This is a genomic window from Actinomadura sp. WMMA1423 (assembly GCF_006547145.1).
Taxonomy (GTDB): Bacteria; Actinomycetota; Actinomycetes; order Streptosporangiales; family Streptosporangiaceae; genus Spirillospora.
This window is the reverse complement of record NZ_CP041244.1, coordinates 8,541,326-8,563,251: the sequence shown is the minus strand read 5'-3', so window position 1 is coordinate 8,563,251 and position 21,926 is coordinate 8,541,326. Positions and strand designations below refer to the sequence as shown.

Genomic DNA, 21,926 nt, shown 5'->3' with positions numbered 1-21,926 from the left:
TCAATGGAGATCCCCAGGCCGTCACCGGCCAGGACACGGCGTTCGTGTCGCCGCCTGGGGCCATCGCCCGACGGCGGCAAGCGCTCGGCGTCCGCGAGGGTCTGAGGGGGCGACTGAACGCGCGTGGGCTTCGGCGACACCGCGTTTCACGCAGCGCTCGCCTGCCGAGCACTCACGCGCCCATCGCCCCTTGCCGCCACGGCCCCCAAGCGGACGGTCGAAGTGAACCTAAACAAGACCACGAAAATTGGGAGTCACGATGAGCGCTCAGTTCATGCACAGTGAAGCCCCGGCATCCACGCACGCTCGTCCCACACCGCTGCACGTCACGCGGGCCAGGAAGTTGAACGCTCAGGCGGCCGCAGCTCGGGCAGTGGCCGCTCGGGCGCCTCACGAGCGAGTTCGAGTTGAGGCTGCCGAGCGGGCCACCCGCGCGGCCGCCGCGCGAGCTGACCTCGAGGCTTCGGCGGAGCTTCGGGCGGAGTCCGAAACCGCCCGCCGACGCGGGTTCGAAATCGGGCACAGGTTCGGCTGGAGAGGTGCCATGGGCATCCTTCTCGCCGGTCAGGGCATCGCCGTGGACAACCCGGCCGACAACGTCGGGCGGCTGCTCTCCATGGGAAACATGAAGAATCCGGAGTTCCCGGGACTCGCCGAGAACGTCACCGCATCCGTGCGGGCGGTGCTCGGCCCGGACACCGAGGTGGGCATCAAGATCCCCCATCTGATCTTCAGCCAACGCGACGGGCGGCGGTATGATCCGCATTTCCAGGCCCCCCTCGTGGAGGTCCTGATCAACGGTCCGGGGCCGGCCCCGGTTCTTCCGCTGGTCGGAACCCTGACCTTCCCCCGGCTCGAAGGCCGCCTGGGGCAGATCCTGGACCAGGTGTACGACCGGAGCCGTGAAGTCTTCGGACCGGACGCCAGACTCAGGATCCACCATCTCCTTCCCACCGCTGTCGAAGTCGATGGCTGGAGGGACCTCCGGGACGTCAAGCGCGAACTCGACGACGTGATCAAAGCGGCCAAGGCCAACAACCTCAGGGCCATGGATCACCTCGGCGAGGTCCTTGAGGCAACCAACGTGACCGTCGAAGTCGCCCGATAGAACCATCTCAGGGCGACTTCTCACCCGTGGCCCTACCCGTTGACAACGGGTAGGGCCACAACCGCGTTTTCGCCGGGCTCGTCGGGGTCGGGGAGCTGACCCGGTCCGGCCCGAGCTAGTCGCTCTCGAAGGTCGCCGGGTCGGGTCCGACGCGGACGCCCTTGTCCATCTCGCCGATCGTCTTCATGTCCTCCGGTGCCAGTTCGAAGCCGAAGACGTCGATGTTCTCGGCGATCCGGGAGGGCGTCACCGACTTCGGGATGACCACGTTCCCGATCTCCAGGTGCCAGCGGAGCGCGACCTGGGCGGGGGTGCGGCCATGGACCCGGGCGATGCGGTCGAGCGCCGGGTCGTCCAGGAGCCCGTGGCCCTGGCCGAGCGGCGCCCACGCCTCGGTGCGGATGCCGTGGTCGCGGTGGAAGGCGCGCATCCCGTCCTGCTGGAAGTACGGGTGCAGCTCGATCTGGTTGACCGCGGGGACGACGTCGGCCTCGTCGACGATCCGCCGCAGCGTCTCCACGGTGAAGTTGGAGACGCCGATCGACCGGACCCGGCCGTCGTGCTTCAGCCGCTCCAGCGCGCGCCAGGTCTCCAGGTACAGCCCGCGGCCCGGCATCGGCCAGTGGATCAGGTAGAGGTCCAGGTACTCCAGGCCGAGACGGGACAGGCTCGCCTCGTAGGCGCGCATCGTGTCGTCGTAGCCCTGGTCGCTGTTCCACACCTTGCTGGTGACGAACAGCTCCTCGCGCGGCAGCTCCGACTCGCGCAGGGCGCGCCCGACGCCGTCCTCGTTGCCGTAGACGCTCGCGGTGTCGATGCTGCGGTAGCCGTTGCGCAGGGCGACCTTCACGGCGCTCTCGGCCTCGTCGTTCCCCACCTGGAAGACCCCGAAGCCGAGCTGCGGCATCGCGGTCCCGTCGATGAGATCCACCTTCGGAACGGTCACGGGTGTCCCTCCTCCCTCGACTGTGTGCCGTGCCCTCTCCTGCCCAGCGACATGCCGTCAAACATGGCGGGCCGCCGCACCTCTAACCGGGCCGTACCCCGGTCGTCATGACCCGCTCCCCTCGAACGTCCAGTCGCCCGAGCCGACCTCGAAGACGGCACGGCCGTCCCGGACGCCGATCCACCGGGCCTCTCCCGGCGCCTTCGGCCTCCCGGATCCGCCGAGCAGCGGGTACTCCACGCGGGCCCGCGCGTTCGGCGGGACGGTGACGTCCAGGCGGAGCTTCTTGCCGGTGCGGCGCCACGAGGACGCGGCGTGCCCGCGCGGCGTCTCGTAGGCCGCGGAGGCGCGGGTGACGTCCCCGACGACCGCCGGCCGCACGAGGAGGGTCGCGTACCCGATCGAGTCGTCGGTCTGGCCGAGCCCCGCGAGGCCGGCGTGGAACCACTCGTCGATCGCGCCGAGCATGAAGTGGTTCTGCGAGTTGCCCGAGGTGGGCCCGTCCCAGTTCTCGGTCAGCGAGGTCGCGCCGTGCACGACCTGGTAGCCGTAGCTGGGGTTGCCGGTCTGCGTCGCGAACGCGTGGATCACGTCGTCGCGCCCGGCGGCGGACAGCACGTGGAACACCGACGGCAGCGCGATCTCGCCGACCGTCAGGTGGTATCCCTTCGCCTCGATGCTCTTCACCAGGTGGGCGAGGACGGCGTCCCGCCTGCCGGCCGGGACGACGCCCATGTCGAGGGCGAGGGCGTCGCAGGCCTGGCTGCCGGACCCGTAGGTGTCGCCGGTGGCGTACTTCCCGTTGAACGCCGAGCCGATCTCGGCCGCGAGTTCCTTGTACCGCGCGGCGTCGGCGTTCTTGCCGATGACCTCGGCGATCCGCGCGAGGGCGGTGGCGGCGCGGTGGTACCCGAAGGTCGCGGTGACCCCCTTCGGGGTGCTGTCGTCGAAGGTGATCCAGTCGCCGAGGCCGTAGTCGAGCAGGTGTCCCTCCGCCTTCGCGGACAGGTAGTCCACGTAGCGGACCATGTTCGGGTAGTAGGTGCGCAGCGTCGCCTCGTCGCCGTACGCGCGGTACATCTGCCAGGGCGCGAAGACGATGACGTTGCCCCAGTTGGGGTCGTCCCTGAAGCCGCCGCCGAACACCGTGAACTCGGGTGCGATGTCGGGGACGAGCCCGTCCTCGGTCTGGGCCTCGGCTATGTCGCGGACGAGTTCGCCGTAGTAGGCGGTGACGTCGTAGTTGCGGGCGACGGCGGGGAAGACGAGGTTGGCCTGCTCCAGCCAGCCGAGCTTCTCGCGGTGCGGGCAGTCGGTGAGGACGGAGTACATGTTGCTCTGCACGGCCCGGTCAATGATCTTGTGGATGTCGTTGAGGAGGCCGTGCGAGCTGGTGAACGAGCCCGCCCTGGCGTTGCCCGCGCGCAGGACGATCCCGGTGACGGCGCCGTCGTCCGGCTCCCCCGGCAGCCCCTCGATCTGCAGGTAGCGGAAGCCGTGGTAGCAGAACCGGGGGTGCCACGTCTCGGTGCCGCCGCCGGAGAGGGTGTAGGTGTCCCAGATGGGCGAACCGGTGGTGTGCTGGCTGACGGTCCCGTCGGCGTTGAGGAGCTCGCCGGGGCGCATCGTCACCTTCGTCCCGGCCGGGCCGCTGACGCGCAGCAGCGGCCAGCCCGCGAAGTTGACGCCGAGGTCCACCACGTGGACGCCGTCCTTCGGACTCGTGATCTTCTTGGCGCGCAGCGTCTCGACGGGGACGATCGGCGGCGACATGCGGGCGGCGAGCCGGGAGGTGGGTGCGGCGACGCGCACCGCGGGCGCCCAGTCCCGCCGGGTGCGGCGCGCGTCGTGGTCCTCGCCGCCGTACCAGTTGGTGAACGTGGTCGCGCCGAGGGCCGTGCGCCAGGAGGCGTCGGACGCGACGACCTCGCGCGAGCCGTCGGTGTAGGTGATCTCCAGCTGGCCGAGGAAGACGGGCTTGCCGTCCGAGCGGGTCAGCTTCTCGTAGCGGCCGGGCGTCGGCGGCACGTGCGCCATGCCGGTGCCGAGCTCCACGTCGACGGCGTTGCCGCCGCGGCGGAGCAGCTTGGTCACGTCGTAGGTGCTGTAGACGATCCGCTCCTTGTACTTGCTGTAGGGCGGTTCGAGGACGGCGTCGCTGACGGGCCGCCCGTTCACGGTGACGTCCAGGACGCCGAGGGCGGTGGCGTAGAGCCGGGCCGTGCGGACGCGCCTGGCGATCGTGAACTCGCGCCTGAAGACGGGCAGGGCCTCGGGCCGGCGGCGCAGCGGCGGCGGCGCCTCCTGGCCCTTGACGGTCGCGGCCGTGTCGAAGGACGTGCCGTCGCCGGAGGTCTGGACGGTGAAGTCCTCCGGGAAGTTGGGGGTCCTGCCGTCGTCGGTCGTCTCGTCGGTGCGCGGGTAGAGCAGGACCCGGTCGAACCTCTGCTCCCTGCCGAGGTCGATCTGGATCCAGATGGGCGCGGCGAGGTCCTGGTCCTTGCGCTCCAGGCTGGTGTAGCCGAAGGGCGCGGTGTCACTGGTGAGGTTGCCGTCCGTGACGGCCTTCGGCTCCCACTGGCCGCCCACGGTGTAGCTCTCCGACGCGGTGACCGGCGCCTTGGCCGCCAGGTCGGGACCGGACGCCCCGTCCAGCACCTGGACCTCGGCGAGCTGGAGCCGCGACACCTTGTAGGGCCAGCCCTCCTTGATCGGCAGCCCGAGCCGGGTCACGTTCAGCCGGACGTACCGGGCGGTCCGGGCGGCGAACGCGACCGTCGCGGGCGCGGGCTCCGGGTCGGCCGACCAGACGCCGTTCCCGATCCACCCGGCGGTCCAGTCGGAGGGGGCGAGCAGGCCCATCTCGAAGTGCGACGGCTCGCTCCACGCGGACGCGCGGCCTTGCCCGTCCCACACGCGGACCTGCCACGACGCCCGCTGCCGGGACTTCAACGCGCGTCCCGCGTACACGGCCGAGACGGCGTCCCCGGCGACCTTGCCGGAGTCCCACAGGTCAGGGCGGGCCAGGCGGGCGTCCGTGCTCGCCACCCGCACCTGGTAGGCGGACTGGACCGCGTCGCGGGGCCCGGCGGCGAAGCGCCAGCCGAGGGTCGGCGCCGTGTCGTCGATGCCGAGGGGGGACGTCAGGTGGTCGACCCGCAGGTCGGTCGGGTGGAGCGCCCAGTGCGGGGCGGCCGCGGGCGCCGCGAGGGCGGGCCCCGCGACCGCGCCGCTCGCCGTGACCGCCGCGGCCGCGACACCGCCGGCCTGGACGAACCTTCTCCGCGACAACTCGTTCATTCTCGACTCCTCAGGGGTGGGCGGAGCGGAAGGGGTCGTGATCGCACGCCGACGGGCGGAGGCGGTCATGCGCGGTCGCTGCGGAGGCTGTGCGAGCCGCGGAGGCCCTCGACGTACACGTACTCGCCGTCGCTGTGGACGCCCAGTTTCAGGTCGGACGCGGCCCTCGCCCGGGTGCCGTCCCAGACCAGGTGTCCGTCGACCCGGACCTTGACCCGGGCGCCGAACGTCGGCACACCGGCGCGTCCGACCGCGCGGCCCGGAGCCTTCAACTGCGCGGTAAAGGTCCCGTTGGAGACCTTCCAGGAGGCGTCGACCGCACCGACCGTGGTGGTGATCCGGCCCTGCGCGAACTTCAGGTCGGCCGTGTGCGGGACGAAGTCGAACGTCCGCCCGCCCGTCCCGGTGGGGTTGAGGCCGAGGACCGAGAACGTGAGGGCCGGCGTCGGGCCCGTCGCCCAGGCGTGCGCGAGGCTCACGTAGGAGCTGCAGAAGACGCACCCGTCCTGCGGGTTGCGGAACGACTCCCAGAAGGTGCTCCGGGTCCCCTCCGGGTGGTCGAGCATGTAGCCCCACTGGCGGCGGATGATGTCCACCCCGGCCTGGTCGGCGGCCTTGCCGCCGGCGGCGAAGTGGGCGTTGACCTCCATCGAGCCGGAGAAGACGCCGGGGTTGCCCTTGTTCTCGGGCGCGGTCGAGGTGATCTCGTTCCAGTTGCCCTTGAGGGACTCGCTGATGCGGCGCGCCTGCCGCTGGTCGGCGAGGCCGTACCAGACGGCGAGGGAGTTGTCGGCCTGCGGGTGGATCGGCGAGTTCGGGTAGAACTTGTACGCTCCGGCCGCCTCGTCCCAGAAGTTCGCGTTGATGGCGGTACGGAGCGCCGTGGCCCGCTCGGCGTAGGACGCGGCCAGGGAGTCGTCGCCCTGGGTCTTGGCGAGCTGCGAGCCCCTGTCGAGGACGCGCCACATCAGCACGTTCGCGATGAGGTTCTCGCCCTTGGCGAGGATCCGGACGGAGTCGGACGTCCCGGTGATGGACACCAGGCCCTTGTCGTTCATCTTCCGGGCGATGAAGTCGACGCCCTTCTGGTACCGGTCCCAGACGCCGGACAGCCAGCTCGCGTCGCCCGTGTAGAGGTAGTAGTCCCAGCTCGCGGCGAGGGTCCACAGGTGGTAGGTGTCCGAGCCCCACTTGTTCAGCTCGGGACCGGCGTAGGGCAGCTCGCCGGTGTCGCGCTGGGCCTGGTAGACGGTGGTGAGCGCGTTCCGGGCGGACTCGGTGTCGTTGAAGGCCGCGTAGGCGCTCGGGATCTCGATGCCGAGGTCGCCGGGCCAGACCGTCCGGTCGCGCTTGGCGCCGTCGACGAGGATGGTGTCGCCGACGCCGATGTCTCCGGTGTTGTCCCACAGCGCCGCCGGGGGCTCCCAGATCCGGCCGGTCTTCGGGGAGATCGTGTTGAGCTGGACGGTGTAGGCGCCCGCGTACCAGATGCGGTTGAGCAGGTCGTCGCTCGAGTAGAAGTAGTTGGCGTACTTCGACGGGTCCTTCATCGTCGGCGCGGGCGTGTAGTGCACCGACACCTTGTCCAGGTCGACCCGGCCGCCCGACTGAAGGAAGACCGTCAGGTAGCGGAAACCGCCGCGGAGCCGCTCGGCGGGGGTGGTGTAGGACGTGGCGCCGTCCACGTCGGCGGACAGGGCCCCGTCGCGGCTGCGGGGGCCTCCGGTCGAGGCGTCGCTCGTCGTGTCCACGTAGGTGGACGACTCGGAGAACGCGACGCCGACCTTCTGCGGGCCGTCCGACCCGGCGAAGCGCAGCGTGGTGAGCCCGCTGACCTCCTTGCCGAAGTCGAGCGTGACGGACGAGCCTGCGCCGGTCAGCGTGGTCCGCCGTCCCTTCAGAACAGCGTCCTGGTCCGCCACCGTGCCGCTGGTCCTGAAGACGGACACCGGGTGGAGCGTGCGGGACGAGGGAGAGTAGTTGTACCGCTCCCACGGAGCCGGCTGCCGGCCCGGCGCGGGGCCCGGCTCGGCGGAGGCGGTGCCGAGCGGGGCCGCCTGGACGGCGGCCAGGGCGGACAGTCCGAGAGCGACCGCGGCGACGCCGCGCCGGCGCCTGGATACGCTGGTGTGCATGGATTCCTCGCTATTCCGGTCTTGAAGAGGGCGTGGGATGAGGGGTCCACCGTGCGGGAGGGCGGGGCAACGCCCTCCCGCACGTCCGGGGTTCAGCGGGCGGGGACCACCGCCTCGCCGTAGGGGACGAGCCGGACGGGCCCGATCAGCCCGTACCGCTGGCGGGACGCGGTGCCGTAGACGCCCGGGTCGGAGACGCGGAGCCGGTTGTTCAGCGTCGTGGCGACCTCGACCTCGATCGTGTTCGCGCCGCGCCGCAGCCAGGGGCCGACGTCCACGACCGGCACGATCACGCTGACCGGGAGCCGGTGGCCGTTGACGGTGACGCGGCAGGTGTCGAAGACCTCGCCGAGTTCCAGCACAGCGCCGCCGCCCGTCCAGTCCACGGTGGTGGTGTAGGTGCCGATGCCGGAGACGTCCGCGAGCTCGGGGATGTCCGGCCAGGCCTTGAGCCCGTCGAGCTCCAGGTCGTGCCGCTTCACTCCGTCCGGTGTCATGTCCTCCACGCGGAGGCGCCAGGAGGTGAGGGTCCGCGCCTCGGGCACGGCGCCGATCACCGTCTGCACGGTGCGTCCGCCGGGCAGCGTGGTGGAGTAGGTGCCGGCCGCCGTCGCGCGGGCGATGAGGCGCTGCCGGTCGACGCGCAGCTCGGCCTGCGACGCGGTGGCGGACGGGGCCGCCCCGCCGCGCGCCAGGATGATCACGGTGGCCTCGGACGGCTGGAGCGCCACCCGGAGCGTGACCGCGTCGCCGTCCTCGCGGTGGACGGCGACCGGCTCGGTCTCGCCCGTCCACAGGTCGAGCCGGTACGGGACGGCCTTGCGGTCGGACCGGGTGAAGGTGACCTCGTGGTCGATCGCGGCGACCGGCGGCTTGACGCTCTCGGCGTGCTTGCCGTTGCACAGGTAGTAGTAGTCGGCGCGGCCGTCCTGCCGGTGGGCGGTGAGCAGCGTCGACGCCTCCGCGTAGGCGACCGTCGGGCGCAGGCCGAGGTCGGCGAGCGCCCCGGGCACGCCGTCCTCCGCGGCCACGACGCGGACGCGCGGCTGCGCGAAGACCTGCTTGAGGACCGCGCGCAGCTGCTCGTTCTCGCCGCCGCGCGCCAGACCCGGCACGGTCGCGGCCGACCAGTCGCCGAGGAACAGCAGCGGCAGGCCCGCCTTCGTCAGCTTCAGCATGGTCCGGGCCGTGTCGAGCGGCAGCGTGCACTCGTTGCCGCCGAAGCGGTCGCCCTCGACGAACAGGACCTTGTAGGCGGGGCCGCCGGGGGCGAGCCGCCCGCCGGACACGGTCGCGGACGGGAGGTCGAGCAGCGGCGCGCTGATGAGCTGGTGCGTCCAGCCCAGCGGGATGCCGCTCTTGGTGAACCACCCGGCGCCGATACCGGTCTTGGTGTAGCCCTTCTGGCGGAACACGGCCACGTCGATGCGGCTCTTGCCGGTCTGCATGGCCAGGTGGACGCGCGACAGGTAGCCGGCCACGTCGGGGACGTGCCGCCACGTCGGCTGGCGCGGCCCCCACGACTCGGAGAACCCGATGCCGCCGTTGTAGGGGGTGAACGCCGCGAACCCCGGCCACGCCGCCCCCGGCGCGGTGGCGTAGGAGAAGCCATGCAGGACGGTCTGGTTGAGCCCGGCCGCGTAGGCGCCGCCCATGGTGCGGAGGAACTTGCCCCAGGTGGTGTTGTAGGCGCCGCCCTGGTAGGCGCCCGCCTCGCAGGAGAGGACCTTCCGGCCTCCCATGTCGCGGCCTCCGGCGAGAGCGCGGTAGTCGTCCAGGTTCTTGAACCCGAGCGACTCGCCCTCCGGGACGTCCAGGATCGCGGCGGTCTGGATGGCGTCGGTCTCCAGCCCGTACGGCTGCGCGCGGTACTCCAGCCCGATCGAGTGCGCCCACTTGGCGAGCGCCGCGAAGTGGTACTCGTTGAACAGGTCGGAGACCGTCAGCCAGAAGTCGTGCCGGACGTGGGTGGTGGTCGCCGCGTCGTAGGCGAACTTGGTGTTCTCCTTGAGGCGGACGATCACCGGCAGGTAGGGCATGAGGTCGTAGCCGCGGCGCCGCTTGAACTCCGAGGGCAGGTCGGGCGTCCAGTTGAGCGCCGCCGTCTCCAGCTCGATCGAGTCCTCGAACAGCGTCGCGCCCGCCCGCCTGATCAGCTTGCGGACGTCGCGGGTGAGCAGGCGCGCCTCCCAGAACGCGGTGACGGCGCGGGTCCCGGCGCGGCTGAAGTGGTCGACGACGCAGCTGTCGGGGGCCGAGTGCGGGCCGGACTCCGGCCGCTGCCCGCTGCCGCGCCGCCAGTAGGAGAACAGCAGCCAGTCGCCGCCCTCGGGGGCCGTCCAGGTGATGCGCTCCCCCGCGGCCTTGGAGGTCAGGTCGGTGAACGACGCGAGGTCGAGGCCGGTCTCCTTGCGGGTGTTGTTCGCGGGGGCGAGCCGGACGGCGTGCACCGCGACGAGGTGCCGCTTGGTGACCCCGCCCTCGGGCTCGGAGACCGGCTCGGGGACCGGGCCGTCGTGGGTGGCGCCGCCCGCGACGGCCACCGTCCCGTACGCGAGTTCCTGGACGGCCGCCTCGTCGTCCGGCGTGATCGTCGGGACGGCGGCGGGCCAGGCCGGGCCGATCGTCAGGTCGACGGTCACGCCGCGGCGGGCGGCCTGGTCGAGCGCGGCCTCCACGCCGGCGTTCCAGGCGGGGGTGCCCCAGCCGTGCCCCACCGGGTCCAGGACGGACTTGTCGCGGATGCTGTGGTGCACGGCGACGATCTCCGCGCCGCCGAACCCCGCGTCCGCGATCTGGTCGACCTCGCGCCGGATCTCCGCGGGGTCGACCAGTCCGTCCGGCCACCACCAGCGGAACCGCGGCCGCACCGCGGCGCCGGGGCGGGCGAACCCGCCCGCGCTCGGCCCCGCGGGAAGGCCGGGCGCCGCCTGGGCGACCGCCCCGCTCCCGAGGACCGGGGCGGCGCCCGCCGCGACCGCGGCGGTGGCGCCGAGCTGGAGTGCGCGCCTGCGGGTGACGCCCCGCCCCGTGTTCTCATCGTTCACTGTCCTCTCCTGATCACTGTGGTGCGGCCGGAGCCGACCGGGCCGATGGCGAGGAGCCGGCCGGTGGCGTCCTGGCCGGTGGAGCGGGGGGCGCGGGCATGGGGTCCGGTCACGTGGAACGCCCGCGGGTCGTCGTCGCCGAGCTCGACGACCACGCGCGCGGAAACGCCGGGGGGAACGTCCACGTCCAGGCGGTACCGCTCGCCGCGGTCGAGCGCGACCGAGACGGGGCCGCGGATCGTCGGGACCCGGCCCGAGACCCGGGTCAGATCGCCGGGACGCGGCCTGACCTCGATCCCGGCGGCTCCCGGCGCGGTGATCCGCACTCCGAGGACGTGGCGCGGGATGACGTTCGCGGGCGCCGAACCCCAGGCGTGCGAGAACGTCATGTTGGGCTTGAGGGACGGGTCCCAGGCCTCGGCCACGATGGTGGCGCCGAGGTCGTCCATCATGTGGAGCCAGGAGCTCATGCCCTTGGCCGTCATCAGGTCGATCGCCGCCTTGGCCCGGCCGGTGGCGAACAGGGCGTCCAGCAGGAACTGCGCGCCGTAGACGCTGACCTTCATGCCGCCGCCCGCGAGGGTCTCGCCGAGCGCGCGGACGACGGCGTCGGGGACCGTGCCGGGGCCCGCCACGCCGAGCGCGACCGGGTACACGGTGGCGTGCTGCGCGCTGTGGGCGGTGCCCTCTCCGTCGAGGAACCGCCCGTTGGAGGCGTCGAGCAGCTTCTCCCGCATGGCCTTGGCCAGCGTGTCGGCGCGCCCCCGCCAGACCTTCGCGTCGGCCGTCCTGCCGAGGGCGTCCGCGATGTCCGCCATGGCGGTGAACGCCGCGTACTGGCAGGCGTTCACGACCGTGTTGACGTCGGTGAACACGTAGCCGTCCCGGTTGGACGTCGGCCAGTCGACCAGGTCCTGGGTGGGTTTGTCGGGCTTCTTGTGGACGAGCCCGTCGTCGCCGAGGTGCGCCGTCAGGTGCTTGGCCGCGAGGATGTCGTAGTCCGCGGCGAGCTGCTCCGGGTCACCGGTGTGCAGGTAGTCCTGCCAGGCCGACATGACGCTCATCAGCCTGTACTCGGTCGGCCAGGTGGGGTTGCGGGCCAGGTAGGCGTCGGACGCCCGGGCCAGCGCGAACGAGCGCTGCACCGCGTACTCCGACGCCTGGTTGACGAGCGCGTCGCCCTCGTAGGGGCCGCGTTCGCGGGTGGGCGTGTCGGTGTAGAGGTCGCCGCGCGTCGCCTCGATCGAGTACCGGCACAGCTCGTACACGCGGTCGAGTTCGGGGCTGGAGCTGGAGAACGAGGCGTCGGAGTCGCGCCAGGCGGCCCGCCAGGCGCGCCCGGTGGCGGCCTGCGAGAGGTCGAGGCCGTCGTCGCAGATGAGCTGCGCGTAGCGGAACCCCCGGTAGCCCCAGTGCTCGATGGTCTGGTCGCCGTCGCGGAGAGTCCAGATCTCCCGGTACGTGACACCCGCGCGCAGCGCGTACCGCACGGTCCCGTCGCCGTTCAGCTCCTCGCCGAGCCGGACCTCGACGGTCTGCCCGGCCTTGCCGCCCCGGACGGCCAGGCTCAGACCGCCCGCGATCTCCCGTCCGAGGTCGACGAGCCACGTGCCGGGCGCCACCTTCCGCACGGACGCGGGTTCGGCGTCGTGCAGCCCGACCGGCTCGACGAGCGCGGGCTCCAGCCCGCCTATGGCGGCCTTCGCCACCGCCGGGGCCCAGCCGGAGTCGTCGAAGCCGGGCCTCGTCCAGCCGGCGGGCTCCTGCCGCATGTCCCAGTACTCCTGGGGTCCCACGTAGAAGCTGGTGCCGATCGTCCCGCCGTCGCGCAGCATCCCGGCCTGGCGTCGCGCCTTCCACGCCGGGCCGCTCCTGACTGTGGTGGACGTCCCGTCGGTGTAGGTGACGACGAGTTCGGCGAGGAAGCGCTTGTCCTGGGTGGTGAACGCCAGGGCGGCGAGCGCGTTGCGGCGGCCCGGCTCCAGCGCCCCGGTTACGTCGAAGGAGTGGTACTTCGGCGCCCCCTCCCCGCCCCGCACGGAGGCGAAGCCCGCCACCTCGCCGTTCACCCAGATCTTCGCCGGGTACTGGCGGCTGGGCGCCGGAGACTGGGCGGCCACATGGAGCACCGCCGCCGCGATCGGCTTGCGCTCGGGGGTGAACTCGGTGCGCAGCAGCGCCCAGTCGTCGTCGGGCGACCCGGCCGAGGACAGCGTCGACTGCCCCTTGGCGAGGGTCAGGACGCCGCCGGCGACCGTGCCGGCGCCGAAGGTGCCGCGCCCGCCGGTGAAGTCCTCGTCGATGATCGCCTTGCCGTCCGCGCCGGTGAAGGCGACGCGGTCCCACGCGTTGGCCTCGCTGGAGCCGTTGCGCATCCCGACCGTGCCCGTCCGGTACGTGGCGTCGGTGGTGGTGTCGACCTCGGCGCCGTCGATCGACGTCCGGAAGGTGGAGCCCGCCATCTCGACCGCCACGTCGTACCAGCGCCCCGTCTCGACGGGGATCGCCAGCCGCTTCTCCTCCAGCACCTGGTAGGTGCCGTTCACGCAGACGTGCTTCTTCAGGACGCCCGGGGTCCCGGCGCGCAGCTGCCACAGGTAGTTGGCGCTCGTGCCGGACGCCCGGAACCAGAGGCTCGCCGCGACCGCGGTGATCTGGAGCCGGGCCTCCAGGACGCCGTCGCCGGGCGCCTGCGCGGCCGCCGTCCAGATCGGCTGGGCGGTCCACCGGTCGACGCCCGTGGCCAGCAGGGCGGGTTCGGACCAGCGGGACGCCCTGGGCCCGTCGAACGTCCGGACCCGCCACCAGTACGGCGTCCGCGGCGACAGGGCCGGGCCCCCGTACGGCACGGCGACGGACGCCGCCGAGGCCGCCTTCCCGCTGTCCCACACGTGCGGGCCGCGCTCCAGACGGGCCGGGGTGGCGGCGAACTGCACCTGGTAGTGCGTCTGCCTCGTCCCGGGGCCGAGGTCGGCGACCTGCCAGCTCAGCCTCGGCCGGGCCGCCGTGACGCCGAGCCCGTCCGGCAGCAGGGAGGTCAGCAGCCCGGACGGCGTCCGGGCCGCCGGGGCCGCCGACGCGGTGCCCCCGGCGGAGCCGAGGACGACCGCGCCCGCCGCGCCGGCCGCCGACGCCCCGAGGAAGTGCCGCCTGCTCATCCCGCTTCTTGGTGGTTCGGTCATGACCGGGCTCCTCAGAGGTGGTTCGAACGGAAGGTGAGGTGCCCGGAGCCGGCCTCGAAGACGGCGTAGCCGTCCTTCATGCCGGTGAAGCGGGCACGGCCCGGTCCGGAGACGTGCACGTCCCCTGCCGAGCGCGCGGGGATATGGATCTCGGCGCGGACGTTGACGGGGACGTCGGTTTCGAGCGAGAAGCCGTGACCGGCCCGCTTCCACGTGACGCCGACGTCTCCGCGCTGCAGCGGGACGGTGCCGGACGCGCGGTCCAGGCCGCTGAGCGGCGGCCTGATCCGGACGGCGGCCGAGGCCGGGGCGGTCACGGTCACGCCGAGGAGGGTCCGCTGCACCTCGACCAGCGACGTCGCGCCCCACGGGTGGGAGAAGCTCTGCCCGGTCTCGGGGGCGTCCCACGCCTCCCAGGTGAACGTGCCGCCGCGGGCGAGGATGTTGCCCCAGCCCGGCCCCTTCGTGTCGGTCAGGCGGGCCACGACGTCGGCGGGGCGCCCGCCGAGCGCCTCCAGGAGCCGGTGCGCGGTCATCGGCCCCATCTGCATGCCGAGCCCGGCGATGTAGGACTCGACCTTGTCCCGCCCCTCGCCCGGCGCGACGCCGTAGGCGAGCGCGTAGGCGTTGGCGATCTGCGAGGCGTGCGTGCTCTGGGCGCCGTCGCTCTTCAGGCCGTCGATGTAGACGCCGTCCGGCCGCCGGAGCCTGGCGTTGATGTTGCCGGTGAGCGTCCCGGCGTCCTTGCGCAGCGCCTCCGCGTCGCCGGCCTTGCCGAGCGCCTCGGCGGCGCGGGCTGTGGCGTTCAGGACGTCCACGCCGAGCACGTTGACGACCGTGCGCGCGGCGGTGTCCATGTCGTGCCCGTAGCGCATGTTCGCGGGCCAGTCGATGATGCCGTACCTGTAGGCCCCGGAGCCGCCCTCCAGGTTGGTGACCAGGCCCGTCCCCTCCGCGATGTAGCGGCGCACGTACCCGGCGACCGCGCTCATCACCGGGTACGCCTCGGCGAGCGTGGACGCGTCGCCGGACTGGCGGTAGTAGTCCCAGACCCAGCCGGGGAACATCTCGGTGTAGTCGGGGATGTCGCGCTTGCCGTCGCCGTTGGGGTAGACGGCGTTGAGGCGCCCGTCCGGCCAGTACCGCGCCTGCGAGGCGATGAACTCGCGGATCGCCTGCCGGGTCAGGCGGCGCTCCCCGTAGGCGCCCATCATGGCGATCGACGTGTCGACCGAGTCGCCGAGGAACTGCCCCTTCTCGCGAGTGGGGGTGTCGAGGAACTGGGACTGCGACCCGTACAGCGCCGACCGCGCCATCAGGTCGTAGGCCGCGTTCACCCCCGCGTCGGACGTGCGGAGGTCGCCCTCGCGGGTCACCTCGTTGTGCTGGACGACTGCGGAGATCCCGTCGGCGTCGGCGCCCGAGTCCGGGGCGATCTCCAGGTAGCGGAAACCGACATAGGTGAGCGGCCGGAAGGTCTGGTCGCCGTCGCGCTGGGTGTAGCCGTAGCTGAGGTCGGTGTCCTGGTTGTCGTCCTTGGAGCGGGAGACCGTCCCGTCTTCGTTGAGCACGTAGGAGGCGTGCATGTCGACGTGCCGCCCGGCGACGCCGTCGCGGAACCGCACCACCGGCACGGCCGGGATCACCTTCCCGAAGTCGGCGACCAGGGCGCCCGAGTCCAGCCGCGTGACCTTCACCGGCCGCACGGTCCGGTAGGTGAGCGCGGTCTCCTGCCCGTGCAGGTGCTTGAACCCGGACGCGGGGTGGACGCCGACGACCTCCGGGGCCTGCCAGGAGGAGGCGTCGAAGCCGGGCTCGTCCCAGCCGGGCGTCTCGGCGGTCCCGTCGATGTCCTCGACGTAGTCGCCGGCGTCGCCGTTGCGCTTCGGCGCCTTCTTCCAGGGGCCGCGCGCCACCTTCCACGTGCCGTCGGTGGCGACGACCTGCCGCGTCCCGTCGGCGTGGTCGATGACGAGCCGGACGAGCAGGCCCGGCTCGCCCTTCGGCCGGCCCTGCCCCGACCCGTACCAGTGGTAGAGCGCGCCGATCGCGGCGGCCTGCCCGGCCTTCACCTTGGAGGTGACGTCGACGGTCTTGTAGTAGCCGTCGTCGGGGTACTCGAAGGCGGGGCCGCGGTCGACGGTCTCGCCGTTCAGGTGCAGCGCGTACTGCTGGCCGGCGGCGATGTGCACGCGGGCCCGCACGACCTTCGACGCGCCGACCGTGAAGTCCTTGCGCGCGAGGGTGTAGTCGTCGGCCTCCGCGGTGGTGCGCCGGATCCAGGTGGCCTGCCAGTCGCGGTCGGACAGGCCGGTGTCGAACGCGGCGGGCCGCGCCCAAGGAGAGCGCTTTCCGGAAGCGTCCCAGGTCCGGACCGTCCACGTGTAGGAAGTCTCCGGTGCCAGCCCCGGCCCGGCGTACCTCACGTACTCCTGGCTCCCCGACCGGACCTGCCCGCTGTCCCAGACCGGCTTGCCGGACGGGTCCCGCACGACGATCTCGTATGCGCTCTGCACCTCCCCGGGGTCGCGGTCGCGGGGCGTCCAGCCGAACAGCGGTGCCCCCTCCACGCTCAGCGGGCGGGCCTGGTCCCCCACGGTCAGCCCGGCCGGCGCCTGCGGCGCGTGGCCGGCCTTCACCGCGGCCTGCGCGGTCCCCGGCAGCGCGGCGACGACCGCCGTCACGGCGGCGACGGCGATGAGGGCGGAACGGCGATCGGCGGAACGCGTGACGTCTTGGCGAATCACGGGAAGCAACCTCCAGTTCGTTGCTGCGGCTTTCGGTCATCCGCCGGAGGGGGCCCGGGGCGGGCGGTCCCGCGCCCCGGCCCTTCCGGCCTACGGCTTCACGGAGAACCCGCTCATCTGCACGTTCGCGACGATGCCGTCCCAGCTCCTGGTGATGTCCAGGCGCACGTAGCGGGCGCTGACCTTGGCGAAGGCCGTCGTCCCGCCCTCCTTCGGGGTGTCCTTCGCGGTGGCGACGGTGCGCCAGTTCCGGCCGTCCGAGGAGATCTGGACGCCGTAGTCGCGCGGCCCGTAGTTGGACCGCCCGCCCACGACGACCGAGCCGAACTCGACCGGTGCGCCGAAGTCGACCCCGTAGCGCACCGGGTCGGCGGGGGTCGGCCCCTGGCCCGCGGCGCGTCCCCACGACACCCAGAACGTGCTCGGCGAGCCGTCCACGGCGAGCTTGGCCGGGTACCGGTCCTGGCCGGCGTCGGCGACCACCCGCGGGAACGGAGTGCCGCCCGGGTTGAGGGCGAGGTCGCCGGAGTGCCGCAGGGTCACCGCCGTGGCGGCGGACGGCCCCGCGTCGCTGCGCGCGGTCACCTTCAGGGTGCTCGCGCCGGACGCGACGCCCTTGTCCCGCAGGCCGACGGGCACCGTCACCGAGCCTCCGGCGGGGACCGTGACGCGGCCGCGTTCCGGCTCGGCGCTGATCCCCTCGGCGGCGGACGCGGCGACCGTCACTTTCGCCGCGCGCCCGGAGGCGTTGGTGACCAGGACGTTCGCGCGGTTGTAGCCGCCGTCCGCCAGGGGCAGCTCCGGTTCGAGGGCCTCGACGGTCAGCACGGGGCGGTCGCCGCCGGCCGGGGTGAGGACGGCGGGGCCGAACAACCCGTAGTCCATCGGCGCCCGCGACGCGGCTCCGGTGCCCGGCGCGGCGCGGACCGCGTTGAGCAGCGTGGAGGCGACCCGCACGGTGATCGTGTTGGCGCCGGGCCGCAGGTGCCGGCCCACTTCGACGTGCCGCAGGTCGGCCTGGTTCAGCGGTGGGAGGTCGTGCCCGTTGACGTTCACGCGGACGGTGTCCACCGGTGTCCCGAGGTCGAGTTCGGCCCGGTCGATGCCCTTCCAGCCCGCTTCCAGGGTGACGTGCGCGGTGTAGGTGCCCACGCCCGAGACGTCCGCGAGGTCCACGGGGTAGCCGTTGGCGGGGGTGATGGCCGACCAGGCGGGCAGCGCGCCGTCCGCCCCGGCCTTCACGGTGACCGGGCCGAGCGCCTTGTGCGCGGTGTCGCCGGGCCTGCCGGACGGTCCGGGTCCCCAGGAGTCGACCGACAGCGACCACTCGTCCAGCTTCACCGGCTGCGGAACCGCCGCCGCGCGCTGCCCGCCCGGCTTGTCGGGGCCGTTCGGGCGCCCGGTGAAGGTGCCGTCGTGCCGCGGCGTGACCGCGATGACCGCGACGTCGTTCCCGGCCAGCCGGACCGGGACGGTGACAGTGCCCCGGCCGGACGTGTAGTCGCGGATCGGGGTGATCTCGCCGGTCCAGGTGTCCAGCCGGTAGGGGACGCCTTCGCCGGTCAGGGTGACGTTCTGCGCGGTCGTCGTGTTCGTCTGGTTGTACAGGTAGTAGTAGTTCGTGGAGCCCGCCTGGCGGCGGACGTCGAGGATCGCTCCCGAGCCGTCGTGCGGGGTCGCGGCGGGTGCGACGTTCAGGCGCCGCAGCGCGTCCGGCGCGTCCGCCTCGCTCGCCACCCGGACCACGCCGCGCTGGCGGAGGAGTTCGGAGACGACCGACTTCAGCCGCGCGTCCTCGCGCGCGTCGTCGCCGTGGCCGGGCACGGCGCTCGGCGCGTCCCCGGCGACGACGACGGGCAGCCCCTGCCGCGCCAGGCGCAGCAGCTTCTCGGCGGCGTCCACCGGCATCGTCTTCTGGTCGTTCAGCAGCACCGCGTGGTAGGCGGACCGGTCGCCGAACAGGGTGCCGTGCGAGAAGGAGGCGTCCTTGCGCCGGAGCAGGGCCGGGCTGAGGTACTCGTAGGTGTATCCGGCCGACGCGAGCTTCGAGGAGCTCTGGATCAGCTTGTTCGACCCGCTGCCGGTGGTTCCGGTGCCGTTCATGCCGAAGTCCTGCCAGTAGACCGCGAGGTCGAACCGGGGCTTGCCCTGCCGCAGCACGAGCTGCATCCGGGCCAGGTGGTCGTTGACGGCGCGGTAGTCGGCCCAGTTCGGGCCGCCCTTGTCGCCGAACGCCTCCGAGTAGGAGGTGTTGCCGCCGTAGGTCATGCCGGGCCAGGCCGACTGCGGTCCGGCGCCCGCCGGTCCCCGGCTCAGGTACGGGAAGCCGTGCCAGACGACCTGGTTCACGCCGCCGGCGAGGCCCCGGTAGACCGCCTGGAGGTTCGAGGCGTCCGATCCGGCCCCGGCCGTCGAGCCCCACACCGAGCCGGAGAACGCGCAGCACTCGTCGGAGACCACCGGCTGCCCGGACACGTGCGCGCCCGTCGCGACGACCCGGTAGTCCTGCACGTTGCTGTACGCCCCGACCGACTGCCCGAACGCCAGCGACTCGCCCTCGGGGACGTCGACGTGCGAGGCGGCCTCCGAGACGTCCACCGGGATGCCGTAGGGCTGGATGCGGGTGCTGATGCGGTGCTCGTGCGCCCACTCGCGCAGCACGTCGAGCCGGTTGCGGATGTAGAGGTCGCTGAGGGTCTGCCGGTAGTCGGTGCGGACCCGGGCGCCGACGCCGCCGCCGAAGTCGAAGAACGGCCGGTCGGTGATGCCCTGGTCGCCGGCGCCGGCGAGGGCGGGGAGCACCTCGACCGGGGAGTAGCCGCGCAGCTTCGTCCACTGGTCGACCAGCTCGGACGTCCACTTCTGGGTGGTGCCCAGCTCGAGCGAGTCCTCGAACAGGTCGCTCTCGCCCATCTGGGCGAGCAGCTTCCGCACTTCCGGGGTGAGGATGTGCTCGTCGTAGAAGTCCGTCGTGGCCTTCGCGCCCGCCTCGCTGAACGGGTCGAGGGCGTAGTTGGTCCCGGTGGCGGTGTAGCCGGACAGGGACTGCCCGCTGGGCGTCTGGTAGAAGGCGATCAGGGCGTAGGTGCTCCCGCCGTCGCCGGGGAAGTCGACCGTGAGGCCGCCCTGCGCGTCCACCTTCGAGGTGACGTCGGTGACGCCGGCGCGGTCCAGCATCCGCGGCCCGCTCGCCGTGGCGCAGGCCGCGTCGGAGCACTTGGCGACGAGCGCGGCGATGAGCGTCCTCTTGGCGCCGGCGGGCGGCGCGACGTTGAAGTTGGCGGGCAGCGCACCGGACCTGCTGGTGCCACCCTTGTGGAACTCGTGGGAGAAGACGACCTGCTGCTGCGCGCTCGGATCGTTGACGTCGTTCACGGTGGGGACGGTCGCGGGCCAGCGCGGGCCGATGGTGAAGTCGAGACCGAGGCCTTTCTCCTTGGCCGCCGCCAGCATCGTCCGGGTCTTCTGGGCCCACAGCGGGGTGCCCCAGCCGTAGGTCTTCAGGAACTCCGGCGAGTTGTTGCCGGCGCCCTCCACGCTGAACGGGGCGACCTCGGCCCCTCCGCCGCCCGCCCGCCTGATCTGTTCGAGCTCGTCGGCCAGTTCCCCGTCGTCGGTATGGGCGAGCGGCTGCCACCAGCGGTACTTGGGCCGCACGGACGCCGGGGGGTCGGCGAAGGTCCCGCGGGTCAGGGCCGGGACGTCCGGCCCGAAGGGCGGGGCGGCCTCGGCCGTCCCGGCGACCGCGAGCCCGGCCAGGGCCAGGACCGCGGCGGCGGGCGCGGCCAGCAGCCGCGTCTTGGAACGGATCATGACGAGCAGTCCTCCCGCTCGGTGGCGCGGCCGTCGGTCCCCTCGGCGCGCGGCCCGGAGGCGTCGGCGTGGGCGGGCGGGGCGGTGACGGCGGTGAGCGGGAGGCAGAGGGCGACGCCGCGCGCGGCACCGCATCGTGGGGGTATTTCGGGCATGACCGGACATCCTTCGGGCCTGCGCGGGGGGGTGGGGGGTTGCGGCGTCGCGCCGTGAGGTTCCGTCAGGGGTTCACATGGACCAGTTCGATCTCCAGAAGGTCGGCGAGGGCCTTCAGGTCGGCGACGCGGTGGCCGGTGCCGAGGGCCCAGTGGTGGGAGATGCCGGTGGCCGACCACGCGTCGGTCCACTCGCCGGGGTCGCAGCCGAAGTCGACGCGGGAGGTGGTGTTGCCGATCTGGAGCAGCGGCCCGTCCACGGTCTCGCCCTCGGACGCCGCGAGCGCGAACCGGCCGTCGCGGCGCTGGATGATCCCGATCGCGGTGACCGGGCCGTGCTTGACGTCGAACTCGACGGAGACGCCGTAGCCGCGCTTGCCGTGGTAGACGCCGAGGCCGCGCAGCAGCGGGCGGCGGGCGCTGATCGCCAGGTGCGCGGGCCCGTCGTGGCCCATCTCGACGTGGCCGCGCCGGAAGTCCAGCGCCTGGAGCTCGGTGAACGAGCCGCCCGCGCCGAGCCGGTCGGCGATCAGCATCGCGAGGGAGGTGCGCAGCTCGTACTCCCCCGCCGCCGGGACGCCGCGCCCGGTGAGCAGCGACGCGCCGAGGATCATCCCGGCCCCGAGCCGCTCGTGCACCTCGCCGTCCAGGCCGCGGTGGTAGTAGGCGAGGCTGTCGAGCTCGAAGTCCTCGACGAGGCGGTCGAGCCCGACCGAGACGCGCGCCGCCCAGGCCAGGTCGTCGTCGTTGACCGACGCGTCCAGCTCGAAGATCTTCTCGGCCTCGGCCTTCTTGGCGGCCGTCTCGGCCCCGGTGACCTTCTCGACCCGGACCCGCAGGTCGTCGAACTCCAGCACCTCGACGTGCCCGCCGAAGTTGGCGCTGACGAGCGTGAGGTCGGTGGAGACGTCGAGCATCCCCGGGTACAGGTGGCCCATCAGCCCGTGCCTGCCCCGCCGCAGCGCCGCGCGGACCCCGGCGGCGCGCACCCAGCGGCCGATCTTCGCCCAGGCGCGCTCGTCCTCCAGGTAGCCCGACACCGAGCGGAACGGGACGCCGCAGCGCGCGAACGCGTTCGCCATCTCCGGCAGCGGGCACGCGCCGCAGTAGGCGAGCCACTGCCCGGTGTCGAAGGTGGCGTGGTCCATCGACTCGGTCGGCTGGAGGTTGATCAGCAGGACGGGCGCGTCCGCCCGCTGCGCGATCGGGACCAGCATCGTCGCGGTCATGTAGGTGGTCAGGAACCCGACGATGATGTCGCAGCCCTCGGCGCGCAGCCGCTCGGCCGCGGCCGCGCCCTCCTGCGCGTCGGAGATGAACCCGACGTCGACGACCTCGGCGCCGAGCCCGCGCATCCGCTCCGAGACGCGCTCGGCGGACCGCTTCAGCTGCGGCAGCAGGTCGGGGAACTGCGGCCAGTAGGCGCCGAGCCCGCCGGCCACCAGGCCGACCTTCACCGGCGCTGTCGTGTCTGCCATTGCTCTTCCTCTCCT

General features: G+C 72.8%; 10 protein-coding genes. 1 reads left to right on the top strand and 9 read right to left on the bottom strand.

All coding sequences use genetic code 11. The annotated features are described in order from the left end of the window. Positions 1–544: 544 nt before the first annotated feature. A complete protein-coding gene (locus FKD65_RS39475) occupies positions 545–1,108 on the top strand; it encodes a hypothetical protein (protein WP_141584566.1) in 564 nt (187 codons plus the stop codon). A 115-nt stretch (positions 1,109–1,223) separates the two neighbouring features. Here the strand turns inward: FKD65_RS39475 and FKD65_RS39470 are convergent, their stop codons facing one another. The 9 genes from FKD65_RS39470 to FKD65_RS39435 form a co-directional block, all read right to left on the bottom strand. Then, positions 1,224–2,015, bottom strand: a complete 792-nt coding sequence (locus FKD65_RS39470; protein WP_141587370.1) for an aldo/keto reductase — start codon at positions 2,013–2,015, stop codon at positions 1,224–1,226. Between the two features lie 144 nt (positions 2,016–2,159). Continuing rightward, positions 2,160–5,354: a family 78 glycoside hydrolase catalytic domain gene (locus tag FKD65_RS39465; protein WP_141584563.1), complete on the bottom strand. Its 3,195-nt coding sequence runs from the start codon at positions 5,352–5,354 to the stop codon at positions 2,160–2,162. A 65-nt stretch (positions 5,355–5,419) separates the two neighbouring features. Then, complete coding sequence (locus FKD65_RS39460; protein WP_141584561.1) at positions 5,420–7,489, bottom strand: family 78 glycoside hydrolase catalytic domain; 2,070 nt, start codon at positions 7,487–7,489, stop codon at positions 5,420–5,422. 92 nt (positions 7,490–7,581) lie between these two features. Further along, the gene (locus tag FKD65_RS39455; protein ID WP_141584559.1) at positions 7,582–10,536 is read right to left on the bottom strand and encodes a glycosyl hydrolase; all 2,955 of its coding nucleotides are present in this window, start codon (positions 10,534–10,536) and stop codon (positions 7,582–7,584) included. Then, positions 10,533–13,718, bottom strand: coding sequence for a family 78 glycoside hydrolase catalytic domain (locus FKD65_RS39450; RefSeq protein WP_141584557.1), 3,186 nt, complete (start codon positions 13,716–13,718; stop codon positions 10,533–10,535). The genes FKD65_RS39455 and FKD65_RS39450 overlap by 4 nt, the downstream gene beginning before the upstream one ends. Before the next feature lie 11 nt (positions 13,719–13,729). Continuing rightward, positions 13,730–16,465 carry a family 78 glycoside hydrolase catalytic domain gene (locus FKD65_RS39445; RefSeq protein ID WP_168221326.1) on the bottom strand — a complete coding sequence of 912 codons (2,736 nt, stop codon included), beginning with the start codon at positions 16,463–16,465 and terminating at the stop codon, positions 13,730–13,732. A gap of 90 nt (positions 16,466–16,555) precedes the next feature. Beyond that, a complete protein-coding gene (locus tag FKD65_RS39440) occupies positions 16,556–20,278 on the bottom strand; it encodes a glycosyl hydrolase (protein ID WP_141584552.1) in 3,723 nt (1,240 codons plus the stop codon). After that, entirely contained in the window at positions 20,275–20,433 is a 159-nt protein-coding gene (locus tag FKD65_RS44635; RefSeq protein WP_168221325.1) for a hypothetical protein, read from the bottom strand. The genes FKD65_RS39440 and FKD65_RS44635 overlap by 4 nt, the downstream gene beginning before the upstream one ends. Positions 20,434–20,498: 65 nt before the next feature. Then, positions 20,499–21,911: an L-fucose/L-arabinose isomerase family protein gene (locus FKD65_RS39435; RefSeq protein ID WP_141584550.1), complete on the bottom strand. Its 1,413-nt coding sequence runs from the start codon at positions 21,909–21,911 to the stop codon at positions 20,499–20,501. Positions 21,912–21,926 lie beyond the last annotated feature (15 nt).

Coding starts and splice junctions, on each gene's coding strand:
- FKD65_RS39475 (WP_141584566.1), top strand. CDS start 545: ATGGGCATCCTTCTCGCCGGTCAGGGCATCGCCGTGGACAACCCGGCC.
- FKD65_RS39470 (WP_141587370.1), bottom strand. CDS start 2,015: ATGCCGCAGCTCGGCTTCGGGGTCTTCCAGGTGGGGAACGACGAGGCC.
- FKD65_RS39465 (WP_141584563.1), bottom strand. CDS start 5,354: ATGAACGAGTTGTCGCGGAGAAGGTTCGTCCAGGCCGGCGGTGTCGCG.
- FKD65_RS39460 (WP_141584561.1), bottom strand. CDS start 7,489: ATGCACACCAGCGTATCCAGGCGCCGGCGCGGCGTCGCCGCGGTCGCT.
- FKD65_RS39450 (WP_141584557.1), bottom strand. CDS start 13,718: ATGACCGAACCACCAAGAAGCGGGATGAGCAGGCGGCACTTCCTCGGG.
- FKD65_RS39440 (WP_141584552.1), bottom strand. CDS start 20,278: ATGATCCGTTCCAAGACGCGGCTGCTGGCCGCGCCCGCCGCCGCGGTC.
- FKD65_RS44635 (WP_168221325.1), bottom strand. CDS start 20,433: ATGCCCGAAATACCCCCACGATGCGGTGCCGCGCGCGGCGTCGCCCTC.
- FKD65_RS39435 (WP_141584550.1), bottom strand. CDS start 21,911: ATGGCAGACACGACAGCGCCGGTGAAGGTCGGCCTGGTGGCCGGCGGG.